The organism is Pseudomonas sp. A0308, assembly GCF_044218815.1.
GTDB lineage: Bacteria > Pseudomonadota > Gammaproteobacteria > Pseudomonadales > Pseudomonadaceae > Aquipseudomonas > Aquipseudomonas iridis.
The window spans coordinates 2,196,030-2,211,875 of sequence record NZ_CP162581.1; the positions used below are offsets into that span (position 1 = coordinate 2,196,030).

13 protein-coding genes are annotated in these 15,846 nt (G+C 58.7%); 7 read left to right on the forward strand and 6 right to left on the reverse strand.

Features of this window, described 5'->3' with window-relative positions; translation table 11 throughout:
- Positions 1-61: 61 nt before the first annotated feature.
- The 6 genes from AB4P92_RS10295 to AB4P92_RS10320 all read right to left on the reverse strand — a co-directional run bounded on the left by AB4P92_RS10295 (position 62) and on the right by AB4P92_RS10320 (position 5,277).
- Positions 62-838: an ABC transporter substrate-binding protein gene (locus AB4P92_RS10295; RefSeq protein ID WP_047299830.1), complete on the reverse strand. Its 777-nt coding sequence runs from the start codon at positions 836-838 to the stop codon at positions 62-64.
- A gap of 229 nt (positions 839-1,067) precedes the next feature.
- On the reverse strand, positions 1,068-1,520 hold the full coding sequence (gene moaE, locus AB4P92_RS10300; protein ID WP_008080204.1) for a molybdopterin synthase catalytic subunit MoaE: 453 nt from the start codon (positions 1,518-1,520) through the stop codon (positions 1,068-1,070).
- Between the two features lie 3 nt (positions 1,521-1,523).
- Positions 1,524-1,766 (reverse strand): MoaD/ThiS family protein, encoded by a 243-nt coding sequence (locus tag AB4P92_RS10305; RefSeq protein WP_150594956.1) that lies wholly within the window; start codon positions 1,764-1,766, stop codon positions 1,524-1,526.
- Entirely contained in the window at positions 1,763-2,236 is a 474-nt protein-coding gene (gene moaC / locus AB4P92_RS10310; RefSeq protein WP_042557760.1) for a cyclic pyranopterin monophosphate synthase MoaC, read from the reverse strand. The genes AB4P92_RS10305 and moaC overlap by 4 nt, the downstream gene beginning before the upstream one ends.
- A 175-nt stretch (positions 2,237-2,411) precedes the next feature.
- Positions 2,412-3,803 carry a PhoH family protein gene (locus tag AB4P92_RS10315; protein ID WP_042557759.1) on the reverse strand — a complete coding sequence of 464 codons (1,392 nt, stop codon included), beginning with the start codon at positions 3,801-3,803 and terminating at the stop codon, positions 2,412-2,414.
- A 349-nt stretch (positions 3,804-4,152) separates the two neighbouring features.
- Positions 4,153-5,277 carry a polysaccharide deacetylase family protein gene (locus tag AB4P92_RS10320; RefSeq protein WP_395599326.1) on the reverse strand — a complete coding sequence of 375 codons (1,125 nt, stop codon included), beginning with the start codon at positions 5,275-5,277 and terminating at the stop codon, positions 4,153-4,155.
- 265 nt (positions 5,278-5,542) lie between these two features.
- On the opposite strand from AB4P92_RS10320, the gene yaaA reads away from it, so the two are divergent.
- The 7 genes from yaaA to algG all read left to right on the forward strand — a co-directional run bounded on the left by yaaA (position 5,543) and on the right by algG (position 15,836).
- A complete protein-coding gene (yaaA, locus tag AB4P92_RS10325; RefSeq protein WP_395599327.1) occupies positions 5,543-6,322 on the forward strand; it encodes a peroxide stress protein YaaA in 780 nt (259 codons plus the stop codon).
- 809 nt (positions 6,323-7,131) lie between these two features.
- A complete protein-coding gene (locus tag AB4P92_RS10330; protein ID WP_150594961.1) occupies positions 7,132-8,448 on the forward strand; it encodes a nucleotide sugar dehydrogenase in 1,317 nt (438 codons plus the stop codon).
- Positions 8,449-8,546: 98 nt separating this feature from the next.
- Positions 8,547-10,031 (forward strand): mannuronan synthase, encoded by a 1,485-nt coding sequence (alg8, locus tag AB4P92_RS10335; protein WP_390896409.1) that lies wholly within the window; start codon positions 8,547-8,549, stop codon positions 10,029-10,031.
- A gap of 35 nt (positions 10,032-10,066) precedes the next feature.
- Positions 10,067-11,236, forward strand: a complete 1,170-nt coding sequence (locus AB4P92_RS10340; protein ID WP_042557754.1) for an alginate biosynthesis protein Alg44 — start codon at positions 10,067-10,069, stop codon at positions 11,234-11,236.
- A gap of 9 nt (positions 11,237-11,245) precedes the next feature.
- Positions 11,246-12,754 (forward strand): alginate biosynthesis TPR repeat lipoprotein AlgK, encoded by a 1,509-nt coding sequence (gene algK / locus AB4P92_RS10345; protein ID WP_395599328.1) that lies wholly within the window; start codon positions 11,246-11,248, stop codon positions 12,752-12,754.
- Positions 12,751-14,238, forward strand: coding sequence for an alginate export family protein (locus tag AB4P92_RS10350; RefSeq protein WP_395599329.1), 1,488 nt, complete (start codon positions 12,751-12,753; stop codon positions 14,236-14,238). The genes algK and AB4P92_RS10350 overlap by 4 nt, the downstream gene beginning before the upstream one ends.
- 26 nt (positions 14,239-14,264) lie before the next feature.
- Positions 14,265-15,836 (forward strand): mannuronan 5-epimerase AlgG, encoded by a 1,572-nt coding sequence (algG, locus tag AB4P92_RS10355; protein ID WP_042557752.1) that lies wholly within the window; start codon positions 14,265-14,267, stop codon positions 15,834-15,836.
- The last annotated feature ends 10 nt before the right edge of the window (positions 15,837-15,846 follow it).

A 15,846-nucleotide genomic window follows, 5' to 3' on the forward strand; every position in this document is an offset into this window, starting at 1 on the left:
GTACACAAAATGTGTACGACTCGATGACTGTGAGAGCTGGCTTGCCAGCGATAGCGGACGATCAGTCGCCGTAAATGTCCGACTTGAAATACTTGTCGGAAATCTTCTGATATTCGCCACTGGCGCGAATGCCATCGATGGCGCTATTCAACTGGCTGACCAGTTCAGTATTACCCTTGCGCACAGCAATCCCGGCCCCCTCGCCGACATACTTCGGATCCTTCAGCTCCGGCCCGACAAACGCATAGCCCTTGCCGCGTGGCATCGACAGAAAGTCATTCAGCGGAATGGTGTCGGCAAAAATCGCATCAAGGCGACCGGCTGCCAGGTCCATGTAGATCTCTTCGTTGTTGCTGTAGCGCTTGACGTTGACGCCCTTGGGCTCGAACACCTCGGTGGCATAGCGGTCGGTGGTGGTTGCGCGCTGCACGCCGACGTTCTTGCCTTTGAGGCTGGCGTATTGATCATCGACCGTGGCGCCGTCCTTCATCACCAGCCGCGAGGACGTGAAGTAGTACTTGTGGGTGAAATCCACCGACTTCTTGCGGTCTTCGTTGATGGTCATGGACGACAGCGCCATGTCGATTTTCTTCACTTTGAGCGAAGGAATCAGACCGTCGAATTCACCCTCGACCCACACGCACTTGGCCTTCATCTGCGCGCACAGGGCGTTGCCGATGTCGTAGTCGAAACCGACGATTTCGCCTTTGTCGGTTTTCGAGGCGAATGGCGGGTAAGCCGCTTCAATGCCGATGCGCAGGGTTTTCTCGGCGGCGAACACGCTGCTGCACGCCAACAGGCTAAGGGCCAGACCGGTGATGAGGGGAAGTTTCTTCATGTTCATTCTCTCGCGGGTTGTTGTTGGTTTGGCAAGATGAAGAAGAGCAGCTGGGAGCAAGGAGCTACGAGCGGCAAGACGAAGCTGTTTTTTGTACTTGGAAATCCATATTGGACTTATAGGTACAAGTCGTCAATTAGGAAGCAGAGAGTGTTTGCGAGGTTTTTGGTGTTGCGGATGGTCTCATCGCTGGCAAGCCAGCGATGGCTTACTGAAGAAAGCTAAAGAACTATTTGTTCCAGCGATCCGCCGCCGCATGATCACTGTCGCGCCCTTCCACCCAGCGCGGGCCGTCACTGGTGTTTTCCTTCTTCCAGAACGGTGCGCGGGTTTTCAGGTAATCCATGACGAAAGCGCAGGCGTCGAACGCAGCCTGGCGATGGGCGCTGGCAGCGCCGACAAACACGATCGGCTCGCCCGGTTCCAGCGCGCCGATGCGGTGCAGCACTTCCAGTTTCAGCAACGGCCAGCGCTGCTCGGCCTCAATGGCGATCTTGCCGAGGGCTTTTTCAGTCATGCCCGGATAGTGTTCGAGGAACATCCCCGCCACATCCAGGCCATCGTTGAAGTCGCGCACGTAACCGACGAAGCTCACCACCGCGCCGACGCCGACATTGGCCGCGTGCATCGCATTGACTTCCGCACCCGGATCGAACGGCGTGGCCTGCACACGAATCGCCATGGATCAGCCTCCGGTCACAGTGGGGAAAAACGCCACTTCGTCACCCTCGACCACCGGCTCGTCGAGCTGGCACAAGTCTTCGTTGCGTGCGCACATCAGGTTCTGCTCGCTCAATACCTCGGCGCCTTCACGCTGCGCCAACAGCGCGCGTACGTCATCGACGGTGGCGAAATCGCCGTCGACCGTTACCGAGTCAACGCCCAGCGCTTCACGGTAACGGGCAAAAAACCTAACTGTCAGCTTCATGCTTGATCCGCCTGAAAGTGCCCGCTCTTGCCGCCGACCTTTTCCAGCAGGCGCACGCTTTCGATGGTCATGCCGCGATCCACCGCTTTGCACATGTCATAGATAGTCAGCGCGGCGACGCTGGCAGCGGTCAGCGCTTCCATCTCGACGCCGGTCTGCCCGGACAATTTGCAACGGGCGACGATGCGCACGGTGTCTTCGCCTTCAGCGCTGAGCTCGACTTTGACGCCAGTGAGCATCAGCGGATGGCAAAGGGGAATCAGATCGCTGGTTTTCTTCGCCGCCTGAATGCCTGCAATGCGCGCGACGGCAAATACGTCGCCTTTGGGATGGCCGCCACTGACGATCATCTGCAACGTTTCGGGGAGCATGCGCACCAGCGCTTGAGCCGTCGCTTCACGGAACGTCACGGCTTTTTCGGTGACGTCGACCATGTTGGCGCGACCTTGGGAATCGAGATGAGTCAGCACGGGGGCCTCCTTGAGGCAGCTACAAGCGGCAAGCTACAAGCGGCAAGTTAAAGCGCGGTAGGCAGGCGTCAGGAAAGCTCGCATTTAAACAGCCGAAAGCCGCAAGCTTCAAGCAGCAAGTGAATTTCACTCGGGCCACTTGTAGCTTACGGCTTGAAGCTTGTAGCTGCTCCTCTTAGAGGTGAGACTCTGCGTATTCAGCCAGGATCGAGCGAGGCACCCCTTGCAGGGTGATGTGCACACCGTTGGGGAAATCCTTGAAGCGTTCGGTCAGGTAGGTCAGCCCGGAGCTGGTCGCGGACAGATAAGGGGTGTCGATCTGTGCGAGGTTACCCAGGCACACCACTTTGGAACCAGCGCCGGCACGGGTGATGATGGTTTTCATCTGGTGCGGCGTGAGGTTCTGGCATTCGTCGATCAGGATCAGGCTCTGCTGGAAGCTGCGACCGCGAATGTAGTTGAGCGATTTGAACTGCAACGGCACTTTGCTGAGGATGTAATCGACGCTGCCATGGGTGTTTTCGTCATCCATGTGCAAGGCTTCGAGGTTGTCGGTGATGGCACCCAGCCAAGGCTCCATTTTTTCCGCTTCGGTGCCGGGCAGGAAACCGATTTCCTGGTCCAGGCCCTGCACGCTGCGGGTGGCGATGATGCGCCGATAACGCTTGCTGACCATGGTCTGCTCGATCGCAGCGGCCAACGCCAGAATGGTTTTACCGGAACCGGCCGCCCCCGACAGGTTGACCAGATGGATGTCCGGATCGAGCAGCGCGTACAGCGCCAGGCTCTGGTAGATGTCACGCGGCTTGAGGCCCCAGGCTTCCTGGTGCAAGAGGGGTTCCTGATGCAGATCGAGAATCAGCAGGCGATCTTCGTCAATCTCCTTGATCCAGCCAACGAAGCCCTGCTCGTCGATGATGAACTCATTGATATGCACCGCCGGCAAGTTGTCGATCAACTTCACTTCGTGCCATGTGCGACCGTGGTCCTGACGGGTTTCAACCTTGCTCACCAGATCCCAGAAAGAGCCGGTCATGTTGTGATAACCGTTGGGCAGCAGGGACACGTCATCGACCAGTTGGTCGGTGCTGTAATCCTCGGCCGCGATCCCGCAGGCCCGCGCCTTGAGGCGCATGTTGATGTCTTTGGTCACCAGAACCACAGGTTTCTGCGGATCACGGGTGTGCATATCGATGAGTTGGTTGATGATTTTGTTGTCGTTCAGATGCTCGGGCAGAATCAGGTTCGATTCGGCCTGTTTGCTCATCAGAATTGACAGCAAGCCCTTCGGACCGCCCTTGCCGCGCTGAATCGGCACGCCCAGTTCGACATCCTCGGGGGAGGCATCGCCCAGGGTCTTGTCGATCAGCCGGATAGCCTGGCGGCATTCGGCGGCAACGCTGTGATGGCCGCTCTTGAGCTTGTCCAGCTCTTCCAGCACGGTCATCGGGATGGCGACGTGGTGTTCTTCGAAATTAAGCAGGGCGTTTGGATCGTGAATCAATACGTTGGTATCGAGTACATAAAGGATTGGCTGGTTGGAAGGGCTACGTCCGTGATCATCCATACTCGGTCACCTTTGTCAGAGCCATTCGACGCAATACCTCTACAGTGCTGCGCCTCGAAGTGACTGCCGATTCATCTGCCGGGCTTTTATTGAAAGAGGCAGGTGACTTGCACACAAAGTGGGTCTTGGAAGACGCCACCTGTGTTGCAGGTTTCGGCGGTCTGTCTTCGTAATACTCCAAAACCCATGACAGGAAAAAGCACTTTGACGGTTTTTTGAAGTTTATTTTGCAGAGTGACGAAAAGCCCTTGGCGGACCGTCCAGACCTCGCTAAAGTCGGAAGTCCGCCTGCATCGAATTCTGCAAAAAAATTGCCCCAAGCCCAATGTTTCCGGGCTTTCTTCGTTTCTCAGCGAAACCCGTCCAGACAGTCTTCCCAACCGATGCCGCTTTGCGCGGTTTGCGTGATCAGCCACGGCATGGCGGTCTTCACGGCATCCTGTTTCATGTTGAAATTGATCACCCCGTGACGCCACAACAGCATCAGGGTCAGCACTCGCTGTGCACTCTGCGGGCCTTTGAGTTTGCCGGCACCGTCCTGGGCATCGATGTCCCACAGCGCCACTTGCAGGCCCTGCGTGTTAAAGAAGCCCTGTGCATCGCTACGCCGCTGGCCATCCGGCGGACGGAACAGCGGTACATAATTTTCCGGCAGTTTGTTCTTCACCAGATCGGCACTGCGGCGCACCGAATCCTGCCAGTCCTGCCAATGGCTGTGGGAGCGGAACTCCCAACCCTGCACGCCGACGCATTGCTGCGAGAACGTCGCTTGCAGGCCGCTCACGGAACGGTCACCCAGTCGCGCCTGAATATCCTTGCCCAACATGAAGAACGTGCCGCTCATGTTGGCCTTGCGCAGGTACTCGGTGAGCCAGTCGGTGTTGTCCGGTTGCGCGTTGGCGGCGCTGTCGAAAGTCAGCAGAAACAGTCGATCATGCATCTCCTCGCCGTTGCGCTCATAGTCGCCGAAACGATCGATTTCGCTGCTGGTCTGTGGAAACAGCGCAGCCTTGCGCAGCAATTCGTCCAGGTACTGCAGATGGAAGATCCGGCTTGGCTCGGCCCACCTGGTGTAATAGCTGTCATCGCTGACGACGAATTTGGCGGCCTGCTCACGCAGCGTAGGCAAGTCTTCGACGAGGAAGCAGAACGAGGCGTCCTGATCGCAACTTTGCTGGGCGTAGTTGTAGTTGGCAAGCAGGCGCTGCCACAGGCGCTCGCGCAGGCTGTTGACTGCATCGATATTGACCGTGCGCAGGCCCAGGCGCTGGGACAGGGCAGCTTCGTCAATAGACTCGGTACCGAGCAGAACACGGGCGAACATGAGGATTTCCGCACGGGACGCAACGTCGAACAGGGTCGGGCTGGTCAATTGCTCAGGCCAGGTGCTGCGATCCAGCGTCGCCACATCGCCCGGCGCCGCGATGGCACCGAAGCTAAACAGCCACGCGGTGAATAAAAGAACAATGCGCAATGGGATGTCTCCGTAACAAAACCCGGGCGGCACTATAGCTGATCCCACACAGTTCCCTCAGCAACACAGATTCCTATGTGGGAGCGAGCCTGCTCGCGAATACGGATTCAGATCCGCCATAGAAGTCGACTGATGCACTGCTTTCGCGAGCAGGCTCGCTCCCACAGGGGATTGGGGCCAGCCGTCGATCACCTATGAGCCTGATAGCTGGAGTCAACCGCCCCAACCCCCTAGAATCGCCTCCACGATTAAAGGAGACGACTTCATGCTGATGGTGATTTCCCCCGCCAAGACCCTCGATTACGAAACGCCGCCGGCGACCCAGCGCTTCACCCAGCCGCAATATCTGGACCACTCCCAGGAACTGATCGAGCAATTGCGCGAGCTATCGCCGGCACAGATCAGCGAGCTGATGCACGTCTCCGACAAGATCGGCGGGCTCAATGCCGCGCGTTTCGGCAGCTGGACGCCAGCGTTCACCCCGCAAAACGCCAAGCAGGCGTTGCTCGCGTTCAAGGGTGACGTCTACACCGGTCTCGACGCGCAGTCCTTTAGCGAAGCGAATTTCGATTACGCGCAAAAACACCTGCGCATGCTCTCCGGCCTTTATGGGCTGCTGCGCCCACTGGACTTGATGCAACCGTATCGTCTGGAGATGGGCACCAAACTGGCCAACGCGCGCGGCAAGGATTTGTACGCGTTCTGGGGCACGCGCATCAGTGAATGGCTGAATGAAGCATTGGCCGAGCAAGGCGATGATCTACTGCTCAACCTGGCGTCCAACGAGTACTTTTCAGCTGTCAAACGCACCGCGTTGAATGCGCGAATCATCAATGCCGATTTCAAGGATCTGAAAAACGGCCAGTACAAAATCATCAGCTTCTACGCAAAAAAAGCCCGTGGCCTGATGAGCCGTTTCGTGATCCAGGAAGGCATCAACGATCCTGCCCAGCTCAAGCAGTTCGATGTTCAGGGTTATCGCTACAGCGCTGAACAGTCGAAACCGGACAATCTGGTGTTTCTGCGCGATCACGCCCCCGAATAAAGCATGCCTATTGCACGACTCTTTCTACCAAGAGTCGTGCAGCTCGCACGATGTCCAAAATCCCTCGCCACATATCGCCATTTTTATGGCGCCATAAAATCAACACCCTCTTTTCTAATATTAGTTTCACTCGACACTGATCATTTTTTTCAGTAGTGGCACCTAAATTTTTTCACGGTAGTGGCACAAAACTATCTAACGTGATTATTCGCCTGTTATTAAAGGTCGAAAACGAAAGTGCCATCAAATTGAGATCGGTGCCATCTACGACAATATTTCAAGAAATTTCAGCTTTCGCGATGAGCGGACAGGAACTTCGTCCAAATGCATAGCTCATACCACCGGTAACGATTCTCGCCGAGTTTGTACGAGATAACTTACGCAGGGCAGATAGTCATGTAACCAAGTTGTCACAGCAACTTGCCTAGATGACTAACTAGTCTGAAAACAAACCGAAGCACAGGAGATACGCTCCATTAATATCCCCTGCAAGGCCATGGCCACGCCCCTATAAACGTGCTCGCCTGAGTACACAACCGCTTGATTTGTATGGCTATTCGCCTTACATCAAGCGCGCAAACCGATTGCACCAAGGTCTCCAACAATGGAGATCGGCTGCATAACAGGGCAGGTCATAACAACAAGGCCTAGTTGCGCACATCTTGAGTGCACTTATTTAGACACTCGAAAATTAGTTTGCCTGCACACGGCATTGTGACGCCTGCGCGCCGCACTTTCGAGTGCACTTTTAACGCTGAACACCATTAACTCCGGCCTTCTTTGGCCTGATATATACAGAGGTAATTGCGATGCGCATCAGCATATTTGGTTTGGGTTACGTTGGCGCAGTTTGTGCCGGTTGCCTGTCTGCACGGGGCCATGACGTCGTGGGCGTCGATGTTGCCAAAGACAAGATCGATATGATCAACGCTGGCAAATCTCCGATTGTTGAACCCGGTCTGGGCGAGCTGTTGCAGCAAGGTATTCAGAACGGCCGTTTGCGCGGTACGACTAACTTCGCTGAAGCGATTCGTGACACCGATCTGTCGATGATCTGCGTCGGTACGCCGAGCAAGAAGAACGGCGACCTGGAACTCAACTACATCGAGGCCGTGTGCCGCGAGATCGGTTTTGTCCTGCGCGACAAGACCACCCGCCACACCATCGTGGTGCGCAGCACCGTACTGCCGGGCACTGTCGCAAACGTTGTCATCCCGATCCTCGAAGATTGCTCCGGGAAAAAGGCTGGCGTCGATTTCGGCGTTGCGGTCAACCCTGAGTTCCTGCGTGAATCCACCGCGATTGCCGACTACGACCTGCCACCGATGACCGTCATCGGCGAGTTCGACAAGGCCTCGGGCGACGTTCTGCAATCGCTGTACGAAGAACTCGATGCACCGATCATCCGCAAGGACATCGCCGTTGCCGAGATGATTAAATACACCTGCAACGTCTGGCACGCCACCAAGGTGACCTTCGCCAACGAGATCGGCAACATCGCCAAAGCCGTCGGCGTCGATGGCCGTGAAGTGATGGACGTGGTCTGCCAGGACAAGACCCTCAACCTGTCCCAGTACTACATGCGCCCAGGCTTCGCTTTCGGCGGTTCTTGCCTGCCCAAAGACGTCCGCGCCCTGACCTACCGCGCCGGTTCGCTGGACGTTGAAGCGCCACTGCTCAACTCGCTGATGCGCAGCAACGAATCGCAAGTGCAGAACGCCTTCGACATCGTTGAAAGCCACGACAAACGCAAAGTCGCCCTGCTCGGCTTGAGCTTCAAGGCCGGCACCGACGACCTGCGCGAAAGCCCGCTGGTGGAACTGGCCGAAATGCTGATCGGCAAGGGTTACGACCTGAGCATCTACGACAGCAACGTCGAGTACGCCCGTGTTCACGGCGCGAACAAGGACTACATCGAGTCGAAGATCCCGCACGTGTCGTCCCTGCTCAACGCAGACTTCGATTCGGTGATCGACAACTCCGACGTGATCATCCTCGGCAACCGCGACGAGAAGTTCCGTGCGCTGGCTCAGCAAGCGCCGGACGGCAAACAGGTCATCGACCTGGTCGGCTTCATGGCCAAAGCCACTGACGCCGGCACCCGTACCGAAGGTATCTGCTGGTAAAGCAGCCCTAAGCGACAAGCTTCGAGCTGCAAGCCAAAGCGTTTCGCTTGCAGCTCGCCGCTTGCGGCTTGAAGCCTTCTCACCTTCGGATGACGGTTATGTCGAACAAGCTCAAACATTTTTTTCTGCAATCCGCCGGCTGGCTTTTTTATCTCAGTCTGCTGATGGGCCTGGCCTTGATGCTGCCCACGTCCACGTTCGACTCCGAGTCGAAGGACTTCATTTTCCTGATTGGCGCCGTGGGTATCTGGCGCTACTCGATGGGTGCAACGCACTTTGTGCGCGGCATGATTTTTCTCTACATCGTCTACCCGCACCTGCGCCGTAAAGTGCGCAAGCTGGGCAAGGCGGCAGATCCGTCGCACGTGTACCTGATGGTCACCAGTTTCCGTATCGACGCGCTGACCACAGCGCAGGTCTACAGCTCGGTGATCCGCGAAGCGATCGACTGCGGACTGCCGGCCACCATGGTCTGCTCCATCGTCGAAATGTCCGATGAGCTGCTGGTCAAAGCGCTGTGGGCGCGAATGAATCCGCCGGATCGAGTGAAACTCGACTTCGTGCGCATTCCCGGCACCGGCAAACGTGATGGCCTGGCCTACGGTTTCCGCGCCATCTCCCGTCACCTGCCGGACGACCGCGCTGTCGTCGCCGTGATCGATGGCGACACCGTGCTCGCCGAGGGTGTGGTACGCAAAACCGTGCCGTGGTTCCAGATGTTCGGCAACGTCGGCGGCCTGACCACCAACGAATTCTGCGAAGTGCGCGGCGGCTACATCATGAGCGAATGGCACAAGCTGCGCTTCGCCCAACGCCACATCAACATGTGCTCGATGGCCCTGTCCAAACGCGTCCTGACCATGACCGGCCGGATGTCGGTATTCCGCGCCTCCGTGGTGACCAATCCGGATTTCATCGCCGACGTGGAAAGCGACTCCCTGCAGCACTGGCGCTTGGGCCGCTTCAAGTTTTTGACCGGCGACGACAAGTCGAGCTGGTTCAGCCTGATGCGACTTGGCTACGACACATTCTATGTGCCGGACGCGGCGATCCACACCGTGGAACACCCGCCGGAAAAGAGCTTCATCAAGGCCAGCCGCAAACTGATGTTCCGCTGGTACGGCAACAACCTGCGCCAGAACTCGCGAGCACTGGGCCTGGGCATGAAACGCCTCGGCGCCTTCACCTCGTTGGTGCTGTTCGACCAGCGCGTGTCGATGTGGACATCGCTGCTCGGCCTGACTGTGGCAATCATCGCCAGCTTCAAGTACGGCACCGCGTTCATCCTGGTGTACCTGCTGTGGATCGGCATCACTCGCCTGATTCTGACGCTGCTGTTGTCCTGCTCCGGTCACCGGATCGGCCCGGCCTACCCGGCGATTCTCTATTACAACCAGATCGTCGGTGCGCTGGTGAAGATCTACGTGTTCTTCCGCCTCGACCAACAATCCTGGACTCGCCAGCCCACTTCCCTGACCCGTGATCTCGCCAGCTTTCAACGTTGGTTCAACACTTGGTCGTCTCGGACCATGACCTTCTCCGCCGGCAGCATTTTCGTCGCCGTGCTGCTGATGATGGTCTGACCCGCCCCTATTGAATTAACAAGGAAATCGCCCCTATGAATACCGCCGTCAACGCCAACGTAGTGCATGAATCCGAAGCCCAGCGCCAACACGCCCGAGTGAAAATCCCGGCCAAACTGCGTTTCTTCGGCCCTGACCGGACGCCGCTGGAAACCCGCGTGCTGGATCTGTCCGCCGGCGGCCTGGCGTTCAACGCCGGGCAGATGCCGCTGACCATCGGCCAGGTGCACAAGGCTCGCCTGCAGTTTGTGATCGACAACCTCGGTCTGGCCATGGACGTCGAGCTGCAGGTGCGCTCCTTCGACCGCCAGACCGGCCGCGTCGGTTGCCAGTTCCAGAACCTTGAGCCGCAGGATATTTCCACCCTGCGCCACCTGATCACTTCGCACCTGGCCGGCGACATCGTCAGCATGGGTGAAGTACTGGCGACCCTGCAGCGCGACAACTTCACCAAGGCGCGCAAGGTCAAGGACGGCGGCCACGGCATGACCCCGTTCGGGCGTCTGAAAGCCGTGACGTTCAGCGCCGGGATCTTCGCGGTCGGCCTGGTCGCGGCGGGTTTCATTGCCAAATCGGTGTATGGCATGTACTTCGTCAGCCACGCGCAGGCCGGTCTGGTCAGCGTACCGGGCATGAACATCACCATGCCGCGTGACGGCACTGTGCAGAGCCTGATCAAGTCCGACGGCGTTGCGGCCAAAGGCGCGCCACTGGCGACCTTCAGCACCAGCATGCTCGACGTGCTCAAGGGCCACATGCAAGAAGATCAACTGTCGCCCGCCAAGGTTGAAGAACTGTTCGGCAAGCAAATGACCGGCACCCTGACCTCGCCGTGCGATTGCACCGTGGCCCAGCAACTGGTGGCTGACGGTCAATACGCGAGCAAGGGCGATGTGATCTTCCAACTGGTGCCGCGCAACACCGAGGCCAACGTGGAAGCACGCTTCTCCTATCGCCAGTTCGGCGACGTGCGTCCGGGCACCCCGGTGAGCTTCCAGATCGCGGGCGAAGACAAGATCCGCACCGGCAAGATCGTCAGCAGCACCAGCCTGAAAAGCGCCGACCTGTCTTCCGATATCCGCGTACAGATCAAGCCTGACGAGTCGCTCGACAGCAGCCTCGCCGGCCGCCCGGTGGAAGTGAACAGCGACCGTGGCCCGAACCTGAACTGGCTGATCGACAAAGCCATGGCTGCCGGTCTTTAAGTCGAGGACATGCCTGTGACTATCACCAGTCTTTTCAGAACGCCACGGTCCCTGTGGGAGCTGGCTTGCCAGCGATCGGATCAATGTGGTCTGGCTGAAACACCGAGTCGCCTGAATCGCTGGCAAGCCAGCTCCCACAAAGGATCAGTGTGTGCATTGGCACTGGCAGTGTCTCTGGCCGGTTGCGCCGGCCTGCCTGATCAGCGCCTGGCCAACGAAGCGCTCAAGCGTGGCGACACCGCCACCGCTGCGCAGAATTATCAGCAACTGGCCGATCTGGGCTACAGCGAAGCGCAAGTGGGCCTCGCTGATATCCAGGTCGACAGCCGCGACCCAGCGCAAATGAAACAGGCCGAAGCGACTTATCGCGCAGCGGCCAGTGTTTCGCCGCGCGCTCAGGCACGTCTGGGGCGCCTGCTGGTGGCCAAGCCCGGTTCGACCGAGGCCGAGCACCACGAAGCCGAAACCCTGCTGAAAAAAGCCGCCGCCAATGGCGAAGGCAACACGTTGATCCCGCTGGCGATGCTCTACCTGCAATACCCGCGCAGCTTCCCGAACATCAACGCTCAGCAGCAGATCGATCAGTGGCGCAAATCCGGCTACCCGGAAGCAGGTCTGGCGCAGGTACTGCTGTACCGCACCCAGGGCACTTACGACCAGCATCTGGATGACGTGGAAAACATCTGCAAAGCCGCGCTCAACACCACCGACATCTGCTACGTCGAACTGGCCACGGTCTATCAGAAACGTGCCCAGCCAGAACAACAGGCCGAGCTGATCAAGCAAATGCAAGCCGGTTACAGCCGTGGCACCGTCACCGCTCAGCGTGTCGATTCGGTTGCCCGTGTGCTGGCCGACTCGACCCTGGGCAAGACTGACGAAAAAACCGCGCAGTCGCTGCTTGAGCCAATCGCTCCAGGCTACCCGGCGTCGTGGGTCACCCTCGCGCAATTGCTCTACGACTTCCCGGAACTGGGCGACGTCGATCAGATGATGAAGTACCTGGACAACGGCCGCGCCGCCGACCAGCCGCGCGCCGAGCTGTTGCTGGGCAAGCTCTACTACGAAGGCAAAGTGGTCCCGGCCGACGCCAAGGTCGCCGAAGAACATTTCCAGAAAGCCGTCGGCCGTGAAGTCGCCGCCGACTATTACCTCGGCCAGATCTATCGCCGTGGTTACCTGGGCAAGGTCTATCCGCAGAAGGCCCTCGACCATCTGCTGACCGCTGCGCGCAACGGCCAGAACAGCGCCGATTTCGCCATTGCCCAACTGTTTTCCCAAGGCAAGGGCACCAAGCCCGACCCGCTCAACGCTTATGTGTTCAGCCAATTGGCCAAAGCTCAAAACACCCCGCAGGCCGATGAGCTGGCGACCACTGTCGCCGCCCAATTGCCGCCCGAGCGTCTGGCCGAAGCCCAGCGCCTGCTGCAACAGGAGCAGGCCAGCCGTGGCGCCCTGAACCCGAACACGCTGCAACTGCACGCCCTGCAAGAAGAAGACGGCGAGGAAAAACTATGAAGCTCAATCCATTCGTGAAGGCCGGTATTGGCCTCACCTTCGCGCTGATCTGGTCTTGCCCGACACTGGCCGCGATGACTGAAAGCAAAAACTTCGGCCTGGAAGTGAAAGTCACCGGCCAGTCCGAAGACGACCGTGACCTCGGTACCGCCAGTGGCGGCGACGTCAGCGGCGTCGGCCTCGACCTGCGTCCGTGGGTCTACGGCGAGAGCGGCGCGTGGAGCGCCTACGCGATGGGTCAGGCGGTGACCTCGACTGACATCATCGAGACCGACACCCTGCAGCAGTCCGACAGCGACGGCACCCAGACCACCGACAACGGTGATCGCAAGACCAAGAAAAACTACCTGGCGATGCGCGAATTCTGGGTCGGCTACAGCGGCCTCACGCCTTACCCCGGCGAGATGCTCAAACTCGGTCGCCAACGCCTGCGCAATGACGACGGCCAATGGCGCGACACCAACATCGAAGCGCTGAACTGGACCTTCGACACCACCCTGTTGCGTGCGAACGCCGGTGTTGCCGAACGCTTCAGCGAATACCGTACTGACCTCAAAGAGCTGGCGCCCAAAGACAAGGATCGCCTGCACGCCTACGCCGATGCCGCTTACCAGTGGACACCGGGCAACTGGGTCGGGATTCGCGGTCACCATACTCACGATGACGGCAAACTCGACTATCCAGAACCCGGCGTTGCCGGCGATTCGCTGGACAAGAAAGAGAATGGCGACATCAGCTGGATCGGCCTCACCGCCGACAGCGATGCCTACAACTGGCGCAACACCAACACCGTCAACTACTGGGGCAGCATCACCGGCATGAGCGGCGACCGCGACACGGTCAACGCGCAGAACGCCGATGGCAGCCGCCCGACGCAAGCCAAACGCAGCGATGACGTCAACGGCTGGGCCACTGACATCGGTGTGCGTCTGCGCCTTGATCCGCAGTGGCAAGTCGGTGCCGCCTATGCCCGCGCCAGCGCCGATTACGAACAGACCGGTCTGGAAAGCAACCGCTCGAACTACACCGGTACGCGTTCACGCGTTCACCGTTTCGGCGAAGCGTTCCGTGGCGAAATGAACAACATGCAGACCGCTACGTTGTTCGGTTCGTGGATGCTCAATGACGAGTACGACGCCAGCCTGATCTACCACAAATTCTGGCGCGTCGACGGCAACAAGCCAGTCGGCAGCAACGGGATCAACGCCGTCGAGAACAACACCGACGACGTCACCGGCGCCATCTTGTCCAGCACCTCGTTGCCGCTTGAAGACGGCAACAAGGACATGGGTCAGGAGATGGATCTGGTCGTCACCAAGTACTTCAAGCAAGGCCTGTTGCCGGCGGCATTGAGCCAGTCGATCGATGAGCCTTCGGCCTTGGTGCGCTTCCGTGGCGGCGTGTTCAAGCCGGGCGATGCCTACGGCAAGCAGGTTGATTCGTACATGCACCGTGCGTTCATCGACGTGATCTGGCGCTTCTGATGCCAACCGCCAAGGGAGTGCCCGACATGAACAGTGCCCGCAAAGGCTCACTCAGCCTGCTGGCCGGCGCAATGCTGCTGGCCTCGGCAGGTGCCTTCGCCAGCGTGGAGCCGGCCAAGCCAGCAACCACGGCGAAAGAGCTGCAACAAGCCAAGACATATACCGTCAGCAGCGCACCGACCGAGGCGCTGAACCTGGCCGCGCCGACACTGCCGGACATCTCCGGCTACACCGCCGAAGCCGCCGCCGCGAAGATCGTTCGCAGCAAAGCGGGCAAGGTCAGCGTGCGCCGGATGATGCAGGAAGACGCCCTGAAGGACTTTATCGGCGGCGACAACAAGATGGCCGAGTGGGTGGTGCGTCAGCACGGTATTCCGCAGGCGATCTTCGTCGACGACGGCTACATGAACCTCAAGGATCTGGCGAAGAAACTGCCCAAGCAGTACTTCAGCGAAACCTCGCCGGGCGTGTACCTGGCGAAGTTGCCGATCGTGGTTGGCCGCAAGGGCATCCTCGAAATCGACGGCCAGACTCAGGAATTGCGCCTGTCCCAAGAGGCCGGGTCGTTCCTGGTCAACGACGGTCAGCTGTTCGTGCGTGATACCAAAATCACTGGCTGGCGGGAGAAGGAAAACGGCCCGGCAACCTTCCGTTCGCCGAAAGAATTCCGCCCGTTCCTGCTCGCCTGGGGTGGCACCGAGACTTACATCGTCAACAGCAAGATGGCCAGCTTCGGCTACGCCAACAGTAAGTCGTACGGCGTGAGTATTTCCCAGTACACGCCGAACATGGCCAAGGTCCTCAAGCGCGCCGAGCCGACTGGCTGGATCGTCGGCTCCGAGTTCTCGGACATGTGGTACGGCTTCTACTGCTATGAAACCCGCGACTTCGTGGTCAAGGGCAACACCTACAAAGACAACATCGTCTACGGCATCGACCCGCACGACCGTTCACACGGCCTGATCATTGCCGAGAACACCGTTTACGGTACGAAGAAGAAGCACGGGATCATCATTTCCCGCGAAGTGAACGACAGCTTCATCTTCAACAACAAAAGCTACGACAACAATCTCTCGGGCCTGGTGATCGACCGGAACAGCGTCAACAACATCATTGCCTACAACGAGATCTACAAGAACCACACCGACGGCATCACCCTCTACGAGTCTGCCGACAATCTGCTGTGGGGCAACAAGGTCATCAGCAACAAGCGCCACGGCATCCGCATTCGTAACAGCGTGAACATTCGCCTCTACGAAAACATCGCCATGGCCAACGGTCTGACCGGCGTCTACGGCCACATCAAAGACCTGACCGACACCGACCGCGACATCAAGCTCGACCCGTTCGATGCGCAGGTGTCGCTGATCGTGGTCGGCGGTGAACTGGCGGCCAATGGCAGCGGTCCGCTGTCGATCGACTCGCCGTTGAGTGTTGAGCTGTATCGCGTATCGATGCTGGCGCCGACCAAATCCAGCGGCATCAGCTTCAACGGCATCCTGGGCGAGCGCCAGGATGAAATTCTTGATCTGCTGGTGCGCCAGCAGAAAGCCGTGCTGATCGACCCTGTCGAACGCCAGACCGAAATGCAGGACTGAGGATAATTTT